Source organism: Pseudomonas sp. W2-17 (assembly GCF_041060445.1).
Taxonomy (GTDB): Bacteria; Pseudomonadota; Gammaproteobacteria; order Pseudomonadales; family Pseudomonadaceae; genus Aquipseudomonas.
In genome coordinates this window covers 1-21,938 of the sequence record NZ_JAUFNS010000011.1, presented here as the reverse complement: position 1 = coordinate 21,938, position 21,938 = coordinate 1, and the positions used below count along the sequence as shown (strand labels likewise).

At 57.0% G+C, this 21,938-nt stretch carries 14 protein-coding genes; 6 read left to right on the top strand and 8 right to left on the bottom strand.

Annotated elements, in window-relative coordinates; translation table 11 throughout:
- Positions 1-78: 78 nt before the first annotated feature.
- The 6 genes from QWI20_RS15145 to QWI20_RS15120 form a co-directional block, all read right to left on the bottom strand.
- Complete coding sequence (locus QWI20_RS15145) at positions 79-2,418, bottom strand: rhamnan synthesis F family protein (RefSeq protein WP_369306189.1); 2,340 nt, start codon at positions 2,416-2,418, stop codon at positions 79-81.
- Between the two features lie 38 nt (positions 2,419-2,456).
- Positions 2,457-3,500 (bottom strand): HAD family hydrolase, encoded by a 1,044-nt coding sequence (locus tag QWI20_RS15140; RefSeq protein WP_369306188.1) that lies wholly within the window; start codon positions 3,498-3,500, stop codon positions 2,457-2,459.
- Positions 3,501-3,694: 194 nt separating this feature from the next.
- Positions 3,695-6,079, bottom strand: a complete 2,385-nt coding sequence (locus QWI20_RS15135) for a glycosyltransferase (RefSeq protein ID WP_369306187.1) — start codon at positions 6,077-6,079, stop codon at positions 3,695-3,697.
- On the bottom strand, positions 6,069-8,549 hold the full coding sequence (locus tag QWI20_RS15130; RefSeq protein ID WP_369306186.1) for a glycosyltransferase family 2 protein: 2,481 nt from the start codon (positions 8,547-8,549) through the stop codon (positions 6,069-6,071). Before QWI20_RS15130 ends, QWI20_RS15135 begins: the two co-directional genes overlap by 11 nt.
- 148 nt (positions 8,550-8,697) lie before the next feature.
- Positions 8,698-10,134 (bottom strand): DUF4214 domain-containing protein, encoded by a 1,437-nt coding sequence (locus QWI20_RS15125; RefSeq protein ID WP_369306185.1) that lies wholly within the window; start codon positions 10,132-10,134, stop codon positions 8,698-8,700.
- A gap of 17 nt (positions 10,135-10,151) precedes the next feature.
- A complete protein-coding gene (locus QWI20_RS15120; RefSeq protein WP_369306288.1) occupies positions 10,152-10,970 on the bottom strand; it encodes a hypothetical protein in 819 nt (272 codons plus the stop codon).
- Between the two features lie 968 nt (positions 10,971-11,938).
- Here QWI20_RS15120 and QWI20_RS15115 point away from each other — a divergent pair.
- From QWI20_RS15115 to QWI20_RS15105, 3 genes are read left to right on the top strand one after another with little or no spacing between them, the layout of a single operon-like run.
- Positions 11,939-13,708 carry a type I secretion system permease/ATPase gene (locus QWI20_RS15115; RefSeq protein WP_369306184.1) on the top strand — a complete coding sequence of 590 codons (1,770 nt, stop codon included), beginning with the start codon at positions 11,939-11,941 and terminating at the stop codon, positions 13,706-13,708.
- 13 nt (positions 13,709-13,721) lie between these two features.
- Positions 13,722-15,047 carry an HlyD family type I secretion periplasmic adaptor subunit gene (locus QWI20_RS15110; RefSeq protein ID WP_369306183.1) on the top strand — a complete coding sequence of 442 codons (1,326 nt, stop codon included), beginning with the start codon at positions 13,722-13,724 and terminating at the stop codon, positions 15,045-15,047.
- Complete coding sequence (locus QWI20_RS15105) at positions 15,044-16,456, top strand: TolC family outer membrane protein (RefSeq protein ID WP_369306182.1); 1,413 nt, start codon at positions 15,044-15,046, stop codon at positions 16,454-16,456. Before QWI20_RS15110 ends, QWI20_RS15105 begins: the two co-directional genes overlap by 4 nt.
- A gap of 10 nt (positions 16,457-16,466) precedes the next feature.
- Here the strand turns inward: QWI20_RS15105 and QWI20_RS15100 are convergent, their stop codons facing one another.
- A complete protein-coding gene (locus QWI20_RS15100; protein WP_369306181.1) occupies positions 16,467-17,627 on the bottom strand; it encodes a glycosyltransferase family 4 protein in 1,161 nt (386 codons plus the stop codon).
- A 209-nt stretch (positions 17,628-17,836) separates the two neighbouring features.
- Between QWI20_RS15100 and lapG the strand changes: the two genes are divergently transcribed.
- The 3 genes from lapG to QWI20_RS15085 all read left to right on the top strand — a co-directional run bounded on the left by lapG (position 17,837) and on the right by QWI20_RS15085 (position 21,062).
- Entirely contained in the window at positions 17,837-18,493 is a 657-nt protein-coding gene (gene lapG, locus QWI20_RS15095; RefSeq protein ID WP_265388231.1) for a cysteine protease LapG, read from the top strand.
- Between the two features lie 8 nt (positions 18,494-18,501).
- Positions 18,502-20,448 (top strand): cyclic di-GMP receptor LapD, encoded by a 1,947-nt coding sequence (lapD, locus tag QWI20_RS15090; protein WP_369306180.1) that lies wholly within the window; start codon positions 18,502-18,504, stop codon positions 20,446-20,448.
- A 317-nt stretch (positions 20,449-20,765) separates the two neighbouring features.
- Positions 20,766-21,062: a YceK/YidQ family lipoprotein gene (locus QWI20_RS15085; RefSeq protein WP_369306179.1), complete on the top strand. Its 297-nt coding sequence runs from the start codon at positions 20,766-20,768 to the stop codon at positions 21,060-21,062.
- Positions 21,063-21,757: 695 nt separating this feature from the next.
- Here QWI20_RS15085 and QWI20_RS15080 read toward each other — a convergent pair.
- Positions 21,758-21,938, bottom strand: a 181-nt coding sequence (locus QWI20_RS15080) for a hypothetical protein (protein WP_369306178.1), incomplete at its 5' end; no start/stop codon positions are given.

Sequence of the window (21,938 nt, the reverse complement as noted above, 5' to 3'; positions counted from 1 at the left end):
TGTCAGCAGCCTGCGAACGTCGACTCGATGGCGAAACCACTCGCTGAAGTGGTTTCGCCTACACTGTCGTCAAGCGTGTTACTCGCCCAAAAACGGAATACGGCCAACACCGCTTACTAAAGCGCCCCACTTATGAATATGTCCCTCATCTAAAGCCGATTCACCACTAAGGACGTCCGCGAATCCTAGCGCTCGCCACTTATCCATAGGATGGAGGATGTGAATAGTTGACAAGCCGAGGTCCCCGGGAATCTGAGAATCAGCGACAACGTTGTCGCCTACATGTACATGGTTAGTGATGCCTTCGTTCTGCAAGTCTGCTTTGATCATGTGCCACATACTGCCGTTATCTTTACGCTTTTGCTCTTCGCTAGAGACCAGGAGTCGATAAGGTGCGGCGATGCCAGCTTTTCGCAACATAAGGCTCACTTGAGCGCCGGTGTAATAAGAGTCCGAGATGACCCATAGTATATGGCCGGCAGCTCCTAGGCCATTGAAGATATCGACCATCTCGTTTTTGGATTGGATCAAATCCAGGTCGAGTTCAAACTCCCGTCGCATGAGCCTGTCGGCGTACGTTTCGTCGATGTCCAACACTGTGGCGATTTCAGAGTAAATTCCGCTGATTTTTACGTCGCCTTGAAAGCTCATTCTCTGACGCAGCGTAAATTCCGCCTTATTTCTCAGAGCGACAAACTCGTGGGCGCTGCTAACCAGGCCTGCCTGCGTAAGCTCTTTTCCAAGCTTTAATTTGGCATGGTCGGACACGGTGTACTTTCGTCTCATCAATGTGTCAAACGCATCGAAGCTGATGTGACTATATGTCTTAAGGTCATTCTGTACGGACTGCAGTGCATTGTGGTAATTCATCGTAATGAATGACTGGTCCGTGGTGAACGTGTCCGAGGCAGGGTAGTAAAACAACTGCCGCTGACCGTTTGCCTCGGCAAGCGTCCCTATGACCCGTTCAAGCGCGTGCAGAGATGAGCCATCGTTGGGTAATGGTTCCGCTGGGAAGTCGTCGTAAGTCAGACTAAGGTCGAGCAATTTACGGACGGCGTTAGACCTTGCCCAGAACATCCCTCCAGCTGGATAGGCTAGAAAATCGCTGGTTTTAGTGTTGATTTCAAACTTTTCAAGCCACTCCCTCATGAATCCTTTGTTCATCGTTACATGGTTGACCCAAGATGGCATCATCCAGAATGTAGTCGGGTAGTAAAGCCCTATGCTACTGTCTTCGGCGAATGTATTTAACAGCCTGGTAGTGACAGAAGTGTCGCGGAGCAGGTACTCGGTCAAGTACTCCGCCCACTGATTCTGCTCGCGGCCTGAGTACAAGGATTTCTTCGAGTGTAGATGGCAGAAAAGATCGTAGTTTGCTAACTGGTCTCCATACTCGACGAGCAACGGACCAAAGTTTCTTCCTCTATTCGGCACGGGCCGTATCTTCAAGTTCTTAACGGCGGGATGAGAGGAAAACTGCTTTTTGACAGCGGCCTCAAAGCTAGCGCTTGATACCGTTACCAGCACATCTACCGGCATTGGGAAGTTGTCGAGGGCTCGGGCGAATCGCTCAATGTAATCCTCATAGAAAATATGAAGGCAGATTGCAATTTTCAACTTTTTCGCTTTTCCCGTTAGCTGTGTCGTACATTCCACAGTACTCCCAGGCTGCCATTTTATGTGTGCGGGCTGATATTCCCTGCCTTCAGCTTCTCCACACAGCAGATAATGAGTCAAAGGACTCATCTGAGCATGGTAGACGTCTGAGTACATCCGATGATAAGTTTCATTGTTGAAGCTGGGTGACGGATTGACCGGTGAAAATCTTGACTTGTGCAGGTAATCTTTAAACGCTGAAAGTGGCGTGAGGAAGTGAGCGCCATACATTTCCCTGTACCACTCGAAATTGAAAAGCCCTGCCTGCTGAGCCTGTTCGAGCAGGTGAGCGTCGTCGAGATCGTACGCTTCTGGAAGTGTGGCGAACTCAGGCGTGGACACCGGCCGCTTTATACTCGTGGGTTTTGTTTGGCCATAGTTCAGGGTGAAGTGCCTGAGCGGATTGATCTTGTCAAATTGCACTTCTGGATGAAGTCTGCGGTAGTCGGTGAGGTTGAAGTTCTCGCTAGTGCTGCGATCTTCAAGGTGACCGAATATAATAAAATGCAAAAAGGGATGTACGTTCAGTTTCTGAACGTCTTCATTGGTTTTTAGGTAATAGTCTGTATCAAAGCAGGGGTGTGGATTGAATCCGATTTTCCAGCCTTCTTTGAGATAGTGCGCTATGGGATCGCTGTGTTTTTTGGCGGCGCCATTCAGCTGGGATCGATAGAATATCTTGTCGAAAGCACCGCAGGCGTTAATGATCGCTGTCAGGGTCTTGAGTTTCTTTTCTTGGAGCTTATGTTTGGTTTTCATATTGAGTATTCGCTGGATGTGCCGGTCAGTTCAGAAATCTATAGCCCAAAAAGCAACATAGGATTTATCTCCCCACCGCCCGAAAAGTCATCGTCAATGCTAAACAGATGCCTGACAGCCCTCGGTATCGCGCTGGGCGGCGTGGCAAAAGCAGCGTACATAGACTCAATTTCCTCAATCGAATACTCGACGTTAAATCTCAGACTCTCCTCAACCCCTTTTATGGCGCCTTCGAGCACAGCGTCCAAATCTTGGTAAAAGCGTTGGGGGGCCGCAGTTCTGCCATAAAAGAAATCGATTTCGCCGTCCGTTCTGATACGTAGGTCCACTACGCTTCCGTGCGGCGCAGTCATCAGGCTTTCCAGCAGTAAGGATTTCTCCAGCATTACATAGCCTTCCTGCCATTTGGTGTTCTCTCTGAACACCCCAGACATGGAGGCAATGTGATCTTCAACTTTCGTGTCGCCCGCGTCCGTGGCAATAAAATATAAACCTGAGGTGTCCCTTCCGATCATCTCTGTGAGGATTTTTTGTATGGTTCCTGCATAACCGAGGTCAAGCATAAGCGGCTTGGGGCCGTCGGCAAGGCCGACGTTGAGCAAGTAGCCTTCCAGCGCAAGTCTGGTGGGGGCGACCACCTCTGCCAGCCTTGAGTTGTGTGGATTTAGCCAGCTTTTGACCTTTTCAGCATCCTCCGGCAATTTCAGGTCGAAACCGAGCAGTTCTGCCGGCAGGGCGCTGTAGGCTTCATAAAGCTTGAGCCCGAAGCGTTTAATCATTAAATCCAGAACGGTGCCTTCAAATTTATTTGTCAGCCCTAACTTCCATCCGAGTTCACCGCCAAGCTGGCTGCGAAATAGCACGGTTCTTGATACCTTCAGATACAACGGTTCGTGCTGCAGATCCATCAGGTCACAGTCTTGCAGATGTTTGATCAGCTTGTAAAAGACCCAGCCCTCTCTTGCTAGGCATACCACTCTATGATCATTGGATTTGTCAATCAGTCGTCGAGTGTAGTGATTGAGCATCGGCGATAAAAAACTGTAGCCAAACTCGTATAGCGCTTGATAGGAACTTCTCATATTTTCGCTATTGCTCTGCCATGAACGCTTGATTGATAGACGCCAGCGTATCCGCTGGCCTTGGCTGCACGAAGCGGTTCTAGCGTGACTGATGTGACAAGCGGCTGGGCGGCAGCGCTATCAACGTCCAGTCTACCGTCCCACCACCGTAAGCATTTTTGTGACCCATTCATAAAAACGGAAATCATCCTCTGTTAGCCGGTTCGCGTGGCGACATGTTTGGGAGGCAAAGCCAAACCCCCATAGCATCCGCTCAAGTAGTCATTACTCAAACCTGGGTGATAATGCGGATCAACCTGCCCATCAAGTGACCACCGCTCAATAAACCCCTGCTGCTCCCGGTGCGCCCGCGCTCGCTTCTCGGCGCTGATATCCTTCCCGCGGCTCGCCGATTCAGCATGAATCAACTTGGCAAAAGCAGTCCAGATCACGTTCCGTCCGGTTGCCTGAATGCGAAGACAAAAGTCGACATCGTTGAAGGCAACGGGAAACGCTTCTTCGTCCAGCCCACCGACTTCATCAAAACTGGATCTGCGCACCAATAAACAAGCCGCGGTCACTGCGCTCTGGCGACGGGTGATTTGGTTCGTCGCGAGATAGCCCGCATCATTTTCTTCCAGGTTATTACCTGTGTGCGCCGCCAAGCCATTGATGCCCACCACAACGCCGCCATGCTGCACCATGCGGTTGGGCCATAGAAGTTTGGCACCCACGGCGCCGACCTTTTCACGCAACAGCTGGCTGAGCATTTCCTTCAACCAGCCGGGATCTATGATTTCGATGTCGTTGTTAACCAGACCAATGATGTTTCCCGTCGAGTGTTCAACTGCCCGATTATTAATCGTCGAGTAGTTGAACGGGAACGGATGCGGCAGCACTTGCACGCCATGCTTCGGCAGCTCATTCAGATAGGCGAGTGTCTCCGGATCGCTCGACTGGTTGTCGACCACGATGATTTCGAGGTCGGGGTAATCCGTGTTATTCAGCAGGCCTTCGATGCAGGTCCTCAGCAGGCCAACCTGATCCCGAGTCGGGACGATGAGGCTGACGCGGGGGAGGGTGGACGGAAGCGGCCAGTGTGCACGCAGCAAGGCTGGAAACTGAGGGACTGCGCTCACCGTTGATGCTGGCGTCAAGGCGTCGCAAAGCCAGGCAATGGCATGCTGGCGAGCATCTGACGGCGAAGCCTTTTCCGGGCTCGCCGGCGCTTGGTAATGCCGGTGATAAACCACATGGGGCAAGTGGACCACGCGAGCGTTCAGCTTCTCTGTGGCGAGCGCGACGCCGGCGATCAGATGGTCCCAACTGCACGAATGCAACAGGTTGGACGCTGCCAGGAGAGTCAGCGCTTCGTGGATGATTGTGGCGCCGAAAATCGCTCCAGGCGTAAAAATATCCGCGCCGATGAACAGATCGATGTCCCACACAGGCTTCAGCCACGGAAGGGAGCGTTCACCCTCTGGCCCATCGCGGTCGCAGTCACCATAACCCCACGCAGCTCCGTCACTAAGCAATTGAGTCAAGTGATTCAGCGCGAAACTGGTCAAGTAATCCCCAGCCTTGATCGGGATAATGGCTTCGCAACCGGTCTCAAGCAGTTCTTTCAACGCAGACAGTACGTCAGCACTTTGCGTCTCTACGATATGAAAAGGCTGTGAGCCTTGGACGTTTAGGCTTTTGGCGATTGCCCCGTCAGAGGTATTGTCACTTTCTGCGATCAGCAGCAGGCCGATCTTGACGCCTACCGATCCACCTGACGCGGGAACGTCGCGCTGGAATGCCTCGAACCACTGCGGGTAGTGGTGAAAACCTGCGCTTTTCGGCAGGCGCATTCCATGATCTTTGGCGACCTCGCTGAGCAACGCCAGGGTCTTTTTATCCGGACTTTGTTGCTCGTGATTCCTGAGCAGGCCTTCAAGACCCTCCGGCCAGCAACACAGGTGTATCGGGCTCCCGGATAGCGGGTGGCCGAGGTCGTTTTCGATGTGAAGCACATGGGGCTTGCCGTCGGCCAGTTCCCATGGGAGGTCGAGCGTAAAACCGTGGTTGCTGGTGGCCCTGTAAACCAGTGCCTGATGGTGTTCCTCGCAAGAAATCTGCGCCAGCACCCGATCGTTCTCGCGGGCAATCACCTGAACGTGACGTTGTGGTGCGTCAGGATCCCAAGCCCAGCCGCCCAGGCGCAGACCACCGCTGTGCCAGACTTGAGTGGCTACAGGTAACGGCGCTTTATTGGGTGTAGCAGGCAGATTTATCTCACCCGCCAGGCTGTGATCGGTATTCGCGACACGGGCGCTGATGTGCCGCGCTTCGTCCAGCCATCTCTGCCTTAGCTGCACGGTGAACCCGTGAAAATCATCCCCGGCATTTGCGTCGGGGTAAAACTGATCGGCGCGGGCGAGTGCGACGCAGGCGCCGTCGACAAGAATCTCCACGACCAGTGTCTGTTCCGGCCGTGTGCTGTCCAGCGCCCAGCCTTGAAGCACGTCGCCATACAGCCCGACGATTGCGCCTTGGATCGGGGCGTCAAGATGCGTTGGATCGCTGAGCGCGAGGGTGGTTAAAACTTCAAGTGACATCAGACTCGGCTCGGGTAAGGGGTAAATGATTTACGGGCAATGCACCTGCCTCCACGGCGAGCGCGCTCGGGACCGCGTAAAGCCCGATCCCAAGCGAGTCAGCGAGATCAGGGGCGGTCCAGTCGGCGCCAGGGTTTGTGTCCAGGCTGAGCACCCCTTCGCAACCTGCAAGCTGCGCGCAGTCTTCGAGTGTCAGGCCAAACAGCAGTGGCAGTGCATGAACCACGCCAGAGGTCAGCAGCGCTTTACGCCAGGGGCTGTCAACGTGGGTCAGCAATTTGATCGGGAGCTGGTCTCGCCGGATGCGTTTGGCGAGTGCCAGCCACTCATTGCCGATGTCTTGATCATGCAGCGCATCGCCAATCAGTAAGCATGAAGGGCGTGATGCATGGACGCGTCGAACGTGTGGCCTGGATTCAACAGCCAGTCTGGCGCCAAGGAACGCGTTGGCGTAATGCGGCTGCAGTGCCTGCCACGGCAGATGAATGCTGTTTGCCTGAACCGCAAATGTGGCCCAACTCTCGACGCTTGCGTGGCGCAACAATGCGTCATCGCGGCAGACAACCCGGTACGGTTTGTCGAGCCGGGCAGGCAAGGTGCACAGCCACTCGGGCCCGCCCTCGATGTTCTGAAAGATCAATTCATCTACTGCAAACCTGGCCAGATCGTTGAACAGTTGCTCGGTTTGTGCGGGCAGTTCGTATTCAAGGCTGAATAGTAGCGGCTTCACTTGCGCTTGCAGCGTCACTATCGTGCGCGAGTGCTGGTAGCGCCAAGTCATGCTGAGCGGGGCGTCGAATGCGCCCGCTTTCCCTATGTGCAGTTGCTTGAGTCCAGGCTCGGGCCAGCTGCGCAAAGGGCTTTTCGCTATCTGCGCCGCCACGTCGTCAAGGCGCGCGCGCTGCAGCGCCTGGCGTGCAGGCTTGATGGGATCACGCAGGCAAAAATCGTCAAACCGCGCAGAGGCGTCCGGGTAGCGTCGCCTGAGGATCGCGTTGTTGTGTGCGACGCGCAGGGTCTTCTCTTCACCGAAGGAGATTCCGCCCTGATGCGCGACAAACACGGAGGGCGCGCCCATGTGGCGCCAGCCCAGAGCCCGTGCACGCATGCACCAGTCGGTTTCCTCTCCATAGCCCCGTGACAGTCCCACTTCATCGAGGTAGCCGACTTCGTCGATGGCTGCGCGCTTGATGTACAGACAAAAGCCGCATCCGGTCTCGATTTCCATCGCCGGGGTGTTGGCAAGCCGAGCCAGATCATCCAGCCGGCTCTGTTCTAACGCACTGGGCATAGGGTGGCTGAAGCGACTTTCGGGAAAGCTCATCAGCTCGCCGTTGTTGGTAAACGGCGTCACTGAGGCAACAGATGCATCGCTGAAGGCGACGTCACGCAAGCGATCAAGCCAGTTGCCGTGAACCCGCGTGTCGGCATTCAGCCAGACGACGTCCTGCCTGGGGCTGAGAGCCATCGCACGGTTCATGCTGCGAATGAAGCCCAGATTCACCGGATTCTGAATGAGGGTTATTTTGCCTTTGCCTGCCAGGACCTTGAGCGCCTTGCGCAGGACCGCCACTGGCGTCATGTCCTCGATCACCACAAGACGATGAGGCGTGCGGTTCGACTTGCGGGCGTCAATTGCGCTTTGAATGCACGCCAATGTTTCATCGAGTCCGTCAAACACAGGAATCAGCACGTCCACTGGCTGCTTCTCGCCCACAGTGCTTGAGACCGGTGGTGGGCTGAAAACAGGCATCGCATACACAGGGCTGCCTTGCAGCGCTTCGCCTGTCGCGAAGCGGACATTTACGGCTGCCATGGCGTTCGGCACTTTAATGCGCACGCCGCCATGGGCTATTGGCAGACCGGCGGCAGCGAGAACAGCACTGGGCGAGTTGGCGACCATCTCAATCTGATGCCCGTTCGCCGCCAGCAGGAGCCGAACAGGATTTTGCAGGTCATGCAGATTGATCGCCCAACCCCGGATTTCCTGCTGGTCAGGCAGGTAACTCACCACCCCGACGCAGCCCGTCAGCTCTTTCTGAGCCGCCAACAGTTTAAGTACGAAAGACAGTTCAGCTGGTGCGGTGATGTCAGGCAACTGCGCGAGTATCAAACGCCTGAGTTTCTCGGGGGGCTCACCTAGACTGCGCGCCTGCCAGAGCATCATTCGCAGCGCAGATTCATCAGGGAGCTTTTGCCAGGCACTACTCGTAAAGCGGCTGGCCAGGGCAGGTTGCCCTTGCGCCAGAATGCTGCGCCCGACCAACGCCTGAACATCCGCGCGCAAGGGAAAGGCGTGGGTGGCGTTGTTTAAAAAAACAAATGCAAGCTTGGGATCCAGGGGCAGCGCTTCGATACCTTTCCAGATGCAAGCCTCTGGGTAGTATTCGGGCGTCTGCAATGCGCGCTCAAGTGCTGAAGCGGCGAGCCCACCTTCACCGGTTTGCCGGTGACGATGAAAAGTGTCCATGAGCGTTTCTTGCCCACGGTCAGGTTGTCTGGACATAAGCTGGCGGGATCACTTAAAAAATAAAAGAGGGGCGACCCGAAAGTCGCCCCTTTTTTTGCACACTACCCGGCCTCGCGGCCGGGAGTATCCATCGCTACTACAGGGCTAGTTAGACTGCGCCGTGCAGTACAACAACGTTGTCGTTGTGTGCGACTGCTTCTGGCGAACCAACGATACCGATGGCGACGTCAGCGTGAGTGCCGCCGTTAGCCAGGATATCGGTCCAGGTAGCTTTGCCACCTTCGTCCGAAGCACGACCGGTAGCGGTCAGGTACAGGTTATCGATGAAGGTGCTGTCAGCTTTAGCGGAAGCTTCAGCCGAACCAACGATACCTGCAGCAACTTCGCCACGGCTGGTGCCGTTGAACAGTTGCGATACCCACGAGTCCAGACCGGCGTCGTCAGCAGGGCGGCCCAGAACGTTGGTGTACAGGTCACGAACGAAGGTGCCGTTCGACTGATCGAGCTGTTGAGCTTCAACCGAGCCTGCGATACCCGCTGCAACCTGTGCGAGGGTGCCGCCGCCTGCGATGATGGCTTCCCACGTGTCAGAACCGCCTGCGTCAGCAGCACGACCCAGGATCGAGGTGTAGAGGGTGTTGATTTCACCTTCAGTTACCGCGCCGCCGAATTCTTGAGAATTCAAGAACTGATTGGCGATATCGGTAAGGGAAGTACCCGAATCCACTTGTGTGGTGAAGTGTTGAGCGCCAGTTGCATCGGCGTCGCGACCCAGCAGGCCTTCGTACAGACGCAGAGCAGATGCTTCAGCATCGCTGTGTGCCAATGCAATCGTGCTGCCATTGGTGAAGGTCAGGAACTCAGCGTCTGTGATCGCTGCAGTTTGGCCGACGCCAGTTGCTGCAGAGGTCAATGTCACGTTGTTGCTGTTGCCAGCAGTGACGTTGAAGTCAGCAGACGAACCGTCCAGTTGAACAACGTCGTAACCGCCGCCAGCGTTGACGATGTCAGCGTGGGCAATGCCGCTCAAGATGATGGTGTCGTTACCGGTACCGGTGGTGATGGTGTTGTTGCCAGCACCAGCCACAACGGTGTTGTTGCCGTTGCCAGTGGTGACGGTGTCGTTGCCGTTGCCAGCGTCGATGTAAGTGTTCTGATCGCCTTTGACGTTGACGATGTCATCGCCATTGCCGGTGGTAACGGCCAGTGCGATAGCTGTAGATGCATCTGCAGCAGCAAAGGCGCGAGCGGAGGATGCAGTCTCAGCGACGGCTGGGGCATCAATGGTCACGGACAGGTTGGCGTCGCTCTGGAATACCAACGCTTTGGCCGAGCTCAACGAGGCAGGGACGTCGAGAACAACCAGATCACCGTGCGCGCCAGCGATATTGGCTACTACAACGTCTGCAGTCTGACCAGCCGGTACCTGAGGAGCGTTGACGCCGTCCCACGTGCCTACGTTGACAGTCTGAGCAGTGTCCAGGCTCAGCAAGCTGCTGATGGTCGCCGCTGTTGTGTCGGAGAACGCTGGAGCGTCCAGGAATGCTTGAATATTTGCAGCTGAAACCGGGCTGTCGTATTGCATGGGGAAGTCCTGTTACTTCAAGCCATCTGGCTTGTATTACTAAGTTTCTGCGTCAATGCAGAGTTTTCCCACGGAGACTTATAGCGGGCAGCGTTCATCTTCGTCACGGGTGTAATGCAGATGTGCAGCGCCACCAAGGGCTCGGTGCCGGTGGGGCCATGCATCATCTGATTGGGCACAATGGATCGCGGCGCAGAGCCGGTAAACACAATGTGGCCAGATAATTCGTATAGATGTCGATTCGGGCCTACGAGGCTGAAGCCTGCTGACACCAACGGAAGACGTTTGCCACGGGTACCGGTGAAGGTCCCCGCAGGCACGTTTGAACTCGGGCCGGAGCCTGCCACTGTAGAGGTGTAAACCAGGTCGACACCCACGGGCTTGTCATTCCAGATGACTTCGAAACCTTCGAGGCGCTTTTTGCTGTCATGCATCCCGGCCCAGCATTCGTGCGACTTTACATCGCCGATACCTTGCAGGTGGGCGATCAATGTCAAAGAAGCAGGTGCAGTATTCGATGTGATGGCCGGACTGGGTTCAGCAGCGCTGATCACGCTGTAGTCGCGCATGATGGCGGGGGACGTGTCGATACGGTCGATGCGCAGATCGATGGGATCAATGCTTTCATCGAACATGTGATATTCGGTAATCAGGACTGTCGCGATGCCGCCCTTGACCCGGGCCACAATGGTGTCGCCCAGCTTGGCCAGCATATTCTTGCTGATGCCTTCAGCCGGGAAGAAATCGATGGCGCCTTTGCCAAGCGGAGCTTGCTGCAACGCAATGCAGACGGGCTTGTCTGCGGAGGACTGTGAGGCGTAACGAAAGATATACATTCCCGGTTCTAGCAATGTGACGCGGGAACTAATCTTCAAGCCATCTAATGTTTGCGACTGCACTCAATAAGTTTCCTTCTTATCCCGAGCTCACAGCCGTTGACAGCAACAATATTGGTCCATCAACGCTGCAATCGTACTGCTTAACTTAGTGGCGCACTGGTGGCATCTGCCGAGGGCCGAGGTTAATCGATCCCTCAGAAATGTCAATTCGGAATGTAGGAATCTTCCGGATCGCCAGTGCGAAACGAGTGCGGAACATAGTGATCCGGATTCACCCGTTTGTGGGAACCGTTGGTCCGATGCGTCCAGGTAGAGTATGTCGGCAGGGCTCTCATTATCTTGAGAGCAACGGCTGCCGGGGCATGGTGCTTGAAGTGCATCGCGAGAGCAGCCGCGGGAAGGAGCAGCGGGCCGTCGTGCAGCAATTTTACGGAGGGTGTCAGAGCGCGCGTCTGGAGGTATGAAAATTTCGACCGCTCTAGCGCGGGCATTCGAGGGATGTGACGGTCAGGGTGGTGAATTTTTCGGGGTTATGTTGCACGCTGTGCATGGGCATGACTGGGGCGCCCGCTCAACTCCTCCCTACAGGCGAACCTGCAACGGTAGATCCAGCGCTTTGCCCGATTCGTTCTCGCCGGCTTTGCGACCGTTGATGCTGCATGCAAATCGAGGAGTGGCCAGTGCGGGGTAAATCGAGCAACGGTAGTGGCGGGATGTGAGCAATGCCTGCAACATTGCCCCTCATATTCATGACATGTCATCCGGTTGAGTATCAAATCTTTGAACTTTTTGAATTGTACGTACCGCTCCGGAGCTACTGAAATTGTCCAGTATTGAAACATTAAGAAAACTTAATCTGAAACGACCACCCTTGCAGCAGTTGATGGCCTTTTAATGCTGTCTGTCTGATCTGCCGCTGGTACACTCTCGGCTTTGCAGCCTTTTTCTCATCAGTAATGGATTCTATGAGTCGTTCACACGAAAACAACCTGCAAGCAGCGCTCAAGGCTTGTCGCGGAAGCTTCCTCTCCGTCGGGTTCTTCAGTTTTTTCGTCAACACGTTAATGCTGGTTCCTACGTTCTACATGATTCAGATTTCAGGTCGGGTGGTGCCCAGCAGCAGCACCTCCACCCTGATCATGCTTACCCTCATTCTCACCATCCTGATGATCACGATGGGCTCCCTCGAATGGGTGAGGTCGCGCATCATGGTGCGCATCAGTAATCGGCTGGACGTCCTGCTCAGTCGCGACGTGTATCGCGCGAGTTTCAAGAAGGCGTTGAACAGCGGTGGTATGGACGCTTCGGCGCAGTCGCTCAATGACCTGACCTCGTTACGCCAATTTCTCACCGGTAACGGGCTGTTTGCATTCTTCGATGCGCCGTGGCTCCCGGCGTACACCGCTGTGATGTTTATGTTTCACCCCTGGTTTGGATGGATGACGGTCATAGCTGCTGTGGTGCTGGTGGTATTGGCTTACCTCAATCACCGCTACACCGGCAAGGCGCTGACAGAAGCCAACAAGCAAAGTCTTACCGCCAATCTGCACACCACCAAAAGCCTGCGCAATGCTGAAGTCATCGAATCCATGGGCATGCTCGACACGCTGATGGGCAAATGGGCTGTTCGTCAGCGGCGCGTCCTGGTGCTGCAGTCCGATGCCAGCGACAAAAGCGGCGTCATCACGTCCATTTCCAAGACGTTCCGCAACTGGGCGCAGTCGATGATGCTGGCGGCCGGCGCGTACCTGGTGGTCACTCACGATATAAATCCCGGCTTGATGATGGCCGGTTCCCTCTTGCTGGGCCGCGCACTTGCACCTATCGATCTGATGATCGGCAGCTGGAAAGGCTTCGTTGCGGCTCGCGTGCAGTACCAGCGTTTGAATGACACGCTGGACAAACTCAACGCCGAGCCGGAGCGGATGTCTCTGCCGGACCCGGAAGGCCATCTGCAGGTCGAAAACCTCGTTGTGGCGCCACCTGGTGCGAAAGCGGCGGTGATCAGAAACATCAGTTTCGTGACGCCCGCCGGCAGCATCGTGGGCATCGTTGGGCCAAGCGCGGCAGGCAAGTCGACGCTGGCCCGTGCGTTGCTCGGCATCTGGCCGCCACAGCACGGCGTGGTCAGGCTCGACGGCGCCGACATCAGCACGTGGGACAAGCAAAAGCTCGGTCCGCACCTGGGTTACCTCCCGCAGGACATCGAGCTGTTCGAAGGGAGCATCAGCGATAACATCGCGCGCTTCACCAAGGTCGACCCCGAGAAAACCGTGTTGGCGGCACGCATCGCTGGCGTTCATGAAATGATCCTACAATTGCCGGACGGCTACGACACGGTGATCGGCAGCGAAGGCGTCAACCTGTCGGGCGGCCAGCGGCAGCGCATTGGTCTGGCGCGTGCGGTATATGGCAACCCACGGTTGATCGTGCTGGATGAGCCCAACTCCAACCTCGACGAAGTTGGCGAACGTGCATTGGGCGTGGCGCTGCAAAAGATGAAAGAGACAGGAGCGACGGTGTTCATTATTTCGCACCGCCCCAATGTCCTTTCGCGGTTGGACCGGATCATGGTCCTGAACAGCGGCGCGATGACGATGTATGGCCCGCGTGATCAAGTGATCGCCGAACTGGCTCAGCAACAGGCCAAAGCTCAAGCCCAGGCGCAGGGTCAAACCCCGCCTCGGGTTGCTCCAGCTCCAGCTGCGACCGGCGCAATTCAGCCCAGCGCCTGAAAGGAATTCTTGAATGACCAGTAACGCGATTACCGTGCTCGACGAGCCGTCTGATGATATGCCGACTTCTGACCGCGGCATCCGCCGGGTCGGGATGACGATTGTTCTGGTGACCTTCGGCTTGTTCGGCACTTGGGCAGCTTTCGCCCCGCTGGGCAACGCTGTTTACGGTTCTGGTGTTGTCACCGTGCAGAGTTACCGCAAAACCGTCCAGCACCTGGAAGGCGGGATCGTAAAAGAGCTGCGCGCTCGTGATGGCGACACGGTGCACAAGGGCGATCCGTTGATCATCCTTGACGATGGCCAGCTCAGTTCCGAATACGAATCCACCCGCAACCAGCTCATCACGGCTCGCGCCAAAGAGGCCCGTCTTCGCGCTGAACGTGACAATCTGCCGGCTATCCCGGCGTTGAAGATCGATGGCGTAGAAAGCGATCGTGCCCGCGAAGCCATTGATGGTGAAGCCCAGGTCTTCAGGTCGCGGCATGACGCGCGTCTCGGCGAGATCTCGGTGCAGCAAGAGCGCATCGGCCAGTTGAAGCAGCAAATCATTGGCCTCAACGACATGATCGGCACCAAGGTCAATCTTGAGAAATCCTATACCCGCGAGATCACCGAGCTTAAGGATCTGCTGCGCCAGGGCTTCGTCGACAACCAGCGTCTGCTTGAGCAGGAGCGCAAGCTGGACATGCTCAAGTCTGAGGTCGCCGACCACCAGTCGACCATCACCAAGACGCGTCTGCAGATCAACGAAACCGAAATGCAGATTGTCCAGACCAACCAGAAATTCAGCTCCGATGTCGCCAAGGATCTGAGCGATGTGCAGGCGCAGGTCTTCGACTTGCAGGAGAAGGCCAGCGCGCTCAAGGACAGGCTGTCGCGCATCGTCATCCGGGCGCCGGAAGACGGCATGGTGCTGGACATGAAAGTGCACACCATCGGCGGTGTTGTCAGCGCGGGAACACCGTTGCTGGACATCGTGCCGGAGTCGTCGGATCTGGTAGTTGAAGCGCACGTCTCGACGAATGACATCGACCGCATCACCCTTGGCAAACTCACCGACGTCCGCTTCAGCGCGTTCAATAGCGCTACCACCCCGGTCATTCAGGGGGAGGTCACGCGAATCTCGGCGGACCGTCTTACCGACGAGAAAACCGGAGAGGGCTACTACCTTGTGCGGGTGAAAATCACTGATGACGGCCTGAAGCGCCTGGGCGACCGCAAACTGCAGCCGGGTATGCCGGCGGAAGTGCTGATCAACGCGGGCGAACGCACCATGCTGCAATACCTGCTCAAGCCTGCGCGCAACATGTTCGCCAAGTCGATGATCGAGGAATGACAGTGGTACGTTTTCTTCCCGGTTTGCTGTTTGGTTTGTTTGCACTTAACGCCAATGCGGCGCAGCCCGCCGCCCCGCAACAGGTCAGCGCTTCGACCTATTCGCTTGATCTGATGACGCTCTATAAAGAGTCGCGGCTTGAAGATCCGCGCATCCTTTCGGCCTATGCACACGCGCGGTCTGCCAAACAGCAGGAGCGCGAAGCCTTCGGCGGGTTGTTGCCCCAAGTGTCGGTGGACAGCAACTTCAACAGGATTTTGCGCAAAGACGCCGAGTCGCGGGAAATCTACGACAACAAAAGCTATGGGCTGAATCTCAGCCAATTCATCTACAACAAGGAAGCGTGGGAGCGTTATCAGAAGGCCAAGAGCGTTACGCTGCAGAAAGCATCGCAGTCCGAGGACTCCCAGGCCGAAGCGACGGTGGATCTGGCCAAGCGGTACTTTGCGGCGCTCGCTGCTGATGATGCACTGGAACTGGTCTCGGCCGAGCGGCGCGCCACCCAGGGCAGCCTTGATCGCGTCAACGCGATGTACGCCAAGCAGATGGCCAAGATTACGGACATGCTGGATCTCAAAGCCCGGGTAGACTCATTGCTGGCCCAAGAGATTGAAGCGCGCAATCAGGTGCGTCTGTCACGGGAAGGGCTATCGGAGATTGTCGGTCGCCCGATCACTGATCGCTTGAGCCGGATCCGTAACGACATTGCACTGGAAGCGCCTACTCTGCCGCTGGACGCCTGGATTGCCCAGGCGCTCGACAGCAACCCCCGACTCAAAGCCTACGAAAACAATCTGGCTGCGGCGGATGCGGCGGTACGTGAAGGGAAGGGCGGTCACTACCCATCGCTCAGCTTCAACCTGGGCGCTCAGCAGAGTGACGTCGGTTACGACAACACGCTGACCCCGCGCAGCGACAGCTACGTCGCAACCATTGGCCTGAAAGTGCCGATCTACAGCGGCGGCTCGACTTCCGCGCGGGTGAGTGGGCTGTATGACGAGCAATATGCGGCCGAGCAGGATCTTGAAGGGGTTCGCCGGCAAGTGGTGAAGGAAACCACCAACGCGTATCTCACTGCTCAGTCTGCCGTGGACAAGATTCGCGCGGGGCAGAATGCATTGTCCTCGGCCAAGCAATCGAGCATCGCCGCGCAGAAGGCATTCACCTATGGCGTCGTTAACGCCGTCGACGTCCTGACTGCTGTGCAGAATGAATTCAAGGCGCGCAGTGATCTGCTGAAATCGCAGTACGACTTCATCACTAACCTGTTCATCCTGAATCGCTGGGCCGGCAAGCTGTCGCAAGAGAGCGTTGCCAGCGTGAACGTGTGGCTGGGCGGTGATGATTCGGAAGCGCTAAAGGACTTGAATAATTCAGCCCCCAGTAACACCAAAGTAACCCCTAAGTAGCTGCGGCGACTTACGCCTTGGCGTGTGCCGCCAACACTTTGCGATACACCGCCAGCGTCTGCCGCGCGCATTCCTCCCAGGTGAACTGACGGGCGCGTTCCAGCCCGATTTCAACCCGTTCGGTCCTGAGTGCTTCGTTACTCAAGACATCGAGCATGGACGCGGAAATGCTTTCAGCATCCAGCGGGTCGACCGCCCAGGCGGCATTGCCGGTGACTTCCGGCAGCGACGTGGTGTTCGACGCAATGACCGGGCACTGCGCCGCGAATGCTTCGATCACCGGCAAGCCAAACCCTTCGTACAAAGACGCAAACACCATGGCGCTCGCGCTTTGCAGCAGCGCCATGACTTCGTCTTGGGGCAAATAGCACAGCCATTTGCCCTCGCCGTGCTCCTCCAGCTTTTTCAGTTGGGGGATGAGATCCTCGCTTGCCCAACCTTCGCGGCCAACAACGACAAGCGGGTGATCTTGTCGCACCGAAGCCGGCAAGGCTTGAAATGCTTCCAGCACGCGGTGAAGATTTTTGCGCGGTTGCAGCGTCCCGACAAAAAGGAAAAAGCCCGGCTTGAGGCCGTGTTTGGTGATGACCGATTCTTTGCGGGGCGCGGAGATACGCTCGAAATAAACAGGGTTTACCCCAAGTGGGGTAACGCTGATCTTGGAGGGAGGAATGCCCAGCAGACGGATCAGATCCTGTCTGCTGTGTTCTGAAATAGTGATCACGTGGTCGGCTTTGCTGACGCTTCTCGCAAAGAGAGCGCTCTTCAGGCCTCTGAAGCTTTTCCTCATCCACTCGGGATGGATAAGCGGTATGGCGTCCATGACCGTTGCGACCACGGGAAGGCCTGCAATGTTTGGAATCTGGTGATCGGTGGCATGCAGCAGAGACACGTCGTTTCGAATGGCGGCTGAGTTCGGCAAGGAAAGATTGAACAGCCCGCTGAGAAGAGCATGAAGTTTGAATCGTTCAGCTAGTACTTCAGGCGTACCGCATTCCAGGGTCGGGAGCTGACGTCCAAATGCGTAGGGCTTGAAGTTCATTCCGGCGGCTTCGGTCAGTTTGAGATCGTCCATGGCCTGCCAGAGTGAGCGGGTATAAACGCCTATCCCGTCCAGATGTCCCGTGCGCTCACCCTCAGCCCAAACACTGCAGCTCAAACCAATATCCATACGCGCTTCCAAACCATCCCAGCCAGTCATGAAATCAAGGAGCGCGAGCCTACCATGAGTCGCGTTTGCGGGCATTTCCTTCCGTCCATGATCTCACCGCGCCATTGCGTTTCCTCCGTCAACCCCTCACCATCCCTTTCCGTTATCCATGGCCTGATGGACTAGACAAATTGGCGACACGCCCGGCTCAAAAGCGCCCTGGATTATGGATGCTTCTGGCGCTTGCACTGACGTGCACGGCGTGTGTCGGCTATCTGAGCGCGGATTGGGATTTTTCCCTGATCAGCCGTCGTGCCGAAGCCCTGTATGGGCCGTTGGGCGCGGGTAAGCAGCGCATTGATGCCTGGCAGAATTTGCTGGCGACCGAGAAGCAGGTCAGCGAACTGGACAAGCTGAAAGTCGTGAACCTGTTCTTCAACCAGCAAATCCACTATGCCGAGGACATCGACGTCTGGCATGAAGTTGATTACTGGGCGACGCCGGTCGAGTCGCTGATCAAGGGCGCAGGGGATTGTGAGGATTATGCAATCGCCAAGTATTTCAGCCTGCGCCGTTTGGGCGTGCCCAGCGAGAAGCTGCTGATCACCTACGTCAAGGCCCTGCGCCTGAACCGCGCGCACATGGTGCTGACCTATTACTCGAGCCCGAACGCCATGCCGCTGGTGCTCGACAGCCTGATCAACGACATCAAACCCGCCAGCGAACGCACGGACCTGTTGCCGGTGTATGCCTTCAACGCTGAAGGACTGTGGCTGCCGGGTGCGCAGGGCAACAAGAAAGTGAGCGACACCAAACGTCTGTCCCGGTGGCAGGACGTGCTGAAAAAAATGACCGCAGAAGGCTTCCCCACCGAGCCCGAGAATTAGGAGTACTGATGTCTCTGTTCAAACAGCTGTTGATCGCGATCTGTCTGTTCATGGTGGTTGCCTTTGCGGGGAGTTTTGTCGTCAGCCTGGAAAGCTCGCGGGCGCAGTACGTCAATCAGTTGCGCTCCCACGCCCAGGACGCCGCGACCTCGCTGGCGCTCTCGCTGACGTCCAATATCGACGACCCGGCGATGGTCGAGCTGATGGTGGCGTCGATCTTCGACAGCGGTTATTACGCGAGCATCCGGGTGGTGGACCTGGCGAGTGGCGCCGCGATCGTCGAGCGCAGTGCGACGCCGGACAATCAGGGCGTGCCGCAGTGGTTCATCAACGCCATCGGGCTTGAGCCGGCGGGCGGCGAGGCGATTGTCAGCCGTGGCTGGCAGCAGACGGCGCGGGTCGAGGTGGTCAGCCATCCGATGTTCGCGCTCGCGAAGTTGTGGCAGAGCGCGCTGGGCAGCCTTGGCTGGTTGCTGGTGTGTGGCGTGGTCAGTGCGATTCTGGGCGCGATGCTGTTGCGCCGGCAGCTCAGGCCGCTGGATTACATGGTGGCGCAGTCCCAGGCCATTGGTCGTCGCGAGTTCCTCGTTCTGCCCGAACTGCCGCGCACGCCTGAGTTGCGCCGGGTGGTGCAGGCGATGAACCAGATGGTCGAGAAGCTCAAGGCGCTGTTTCAGGAAAGCACCGAACGCAGCGAGAAACTGCGCATCGAGTCGTATCAGGACAGCCTGACCGGGCTGTCCAACCGCCGTTATTTCGACATGCAGCTCAACGCCCACGTCAGCCATCTGGAAGACGGACGCGCGGGGTATCTGATGATGTTGCGCGTCAACGACCTGGCCGGCTTGAACCAGCGTCTGGGCGGCAAGCGCACCGATGCCTTGCTGGTTGCGGTGGCGGAGCAGTTGGTGCGTCACTGCGAGAAGTATCCGGAAACCCGCAACCTCATCAGCCGCAGCCGTGGCGGTGAGTTCGCGGTGCTGGCGCCGGGCATGGTTCACGATGAAGCCGTGCAGTGGGTGCAGAACCTTGAGGCGGCGCTGCAAAGTCTTGAAGCCACCGGCGCTTCCGATGTCTCGCCTGTCGCGCACATGGGGCTGGCGCCGTACAGCCCGGGCGATGCGTCGCTGACCTTGCTGGCGTTGGCGGATCAGGCGCTGTCTCAAGCTGAAAGCGGCGGCGAGCAGTCGTGGTATTGCATCGAGCGCGGCGCGATTGGCGATCTGGGTGAAGATCAACACGCGTGGCACAGGACGCTGGATCATGCCCTTGAGCACGGGCGTTTTCAGCTGTTCTTTCAGCCGGTGGTCGAGTCTCGTGATGGGTCGAAGGTGCTGCATTACAAAGTGCTGTCACGGCTGGTCGATGCTGACGGCGAGACGATTCCGGCCGGGCGCTTTCTGCCGTGGCTGGAACGCTTCGGCTGGTCGAGCCGGCTGGATTTGCTGATGTTGCAGCAGGTGCTGGCGCATCTGGGCACGCACGATGAGCGACTGGCGCTGAACCTGTCGGCGGCCACGCTTAACGATCCGTCGGCGCTGAATGAGGTGTTCACCGCCCTGCGCCAGCACCCGAAACTCGGCGCACGCCTGACCTTCGAGATCGGCGAGGAGCAGGTGCCCGAGCAAGCGGTGCTGGAGAAGTTGACCCGCCGTCTGCAGGAAGCTGGCTATTCCCTGGCGCTGCAGCGGTTTGGTGGACGTTTCAGCATGATCGGCAACCTGGCGCATCTGGGGCTGGCGTATCTGAAGATCGATGGCAGCTACATCCGCACCATTGACCAGGAAAGCCACAAGCGCTTGTTTATCGAAGCGGTACAACGCGCGGCACACAGTATCGACCTGCCGCTGATTGCCGAGCGGGTTGAAACCGAAGGCGAACACCGGGTGATCCTGGAAATGGGCATCGAAGGGGTGCAAGGGCGGCTGTTCGGCGATCCTGCGCCGTGGAAGTAACGAACGAAGGAACGCGCCCGCTGTTTTCTCAATATCGATGGCTGACGCGCTAGTATGGGAGCGCGCTTGCCCGCGAAATCGGCGTGCCAGACGGCATTGATGTCACAGACCCGCCGCCTCGCGACCGTCGTAACCTCCGATTGCTCCTACAGGGGATTTGCGTCCGACGTTGATGTTGAATGCGGGCGCGAACGTGTAGGAGTGCTCGCGAATGCGTCGGTTCATCCGCCCATTTTTCAGGGACTGAAAGGCCTACCGGGCTGTTATTCACATCAAACAATGGAAGCACTTTAATGAAGCGATGGACTGCAGCACTCATGATGGTAACCCTCTCAGGTTGCGGCACCATCAAGACCCTCAACGACGAAAAAGGCGCCGCGGATACACTGGCGCGCCACAGCTCCAATTGCCAGTCCATCCCCCGCGCCTACAGCGGTGCGGTTTACCAGTTCTGCACCTTGAACGCCCCGCCAGTTTCCGGCCCACACTGGTCTGCGCCCACCATCGCACTCGACATGGCCCTTTCTGCGGTGGCCGATACCGTGCTGCTGCCCTACACCGGGTATCAGCAATACCAGCAGGGCGATATCAAGGTCCGACGGAAACAGTACTGATCAGTCGGCGCCGTCACCTGGGGTTGAAAGCTTCGTGAGCAAGCTCACTCCCACAAGTGCACCGTTTGCCGCGGAGTAGCAGCGCATCTGAAAGATGGGCTCTGCTCAATCATGACCACCAGAGATGTATCAGTCGCCGCAAAATCTGTGGGAGCGAGCTTGCTCGCGAAGAGGCCTACACATCCGCCAAATCTCCAGCGGCTGAAATGATGCCTTCGTGAGCAAGCTCACTCCCACAAGTGCATCGTTTGCCGCGGAATAGCAGCGCATCAGAAAGAAGGGCTGTGATCAATCATGACCACACCGAAGATGTCTCTGCCGACGCAGATCCTGTGGGAGCGAGCTTGCTCGCGAAGGGGCCGGTACATCCGCCACATCTTCAGCGGCTGAAACACTGTCTTCGTGAGCAAGGTGGAGCGCCACCCCGGTCACTCCCACAAGTGCATCTTTTGCCGAGCGAAAGCGCTGTGTCAGAACGAGGGGGCTGTGACCAATCATGACCACACCGAAGATGCCTCTGCCGACGCAGATCCTGTGGGAGCGAGCTTGCTCGCGAAGAGGTCGGTACATTCGCCAAATCTTCAGCGGCTCAAACACGGTCTTCGTGAGCAAGGTGGAGCGCCACCCCGGTCACTCCCACAAGTGCATCGTTTGCCGCGGAGTAGCAGCGCATCTGAAAGATGGGCTGTGACCAATCATGACCACACCGAAGATGCCTCTGCCGACGCAGATCCTGTGGGAGCGAGCTTGCTCGCGAAGGCGCCGTGAGCTGGCCTAATGACCCCGGACACCTCAATGGGGGAAACTGTACCCATTGAGGAACGATCATGACCAAGAAATACAGAAAGTTCGATGCAGCCTTCAAGCTTGATGTCT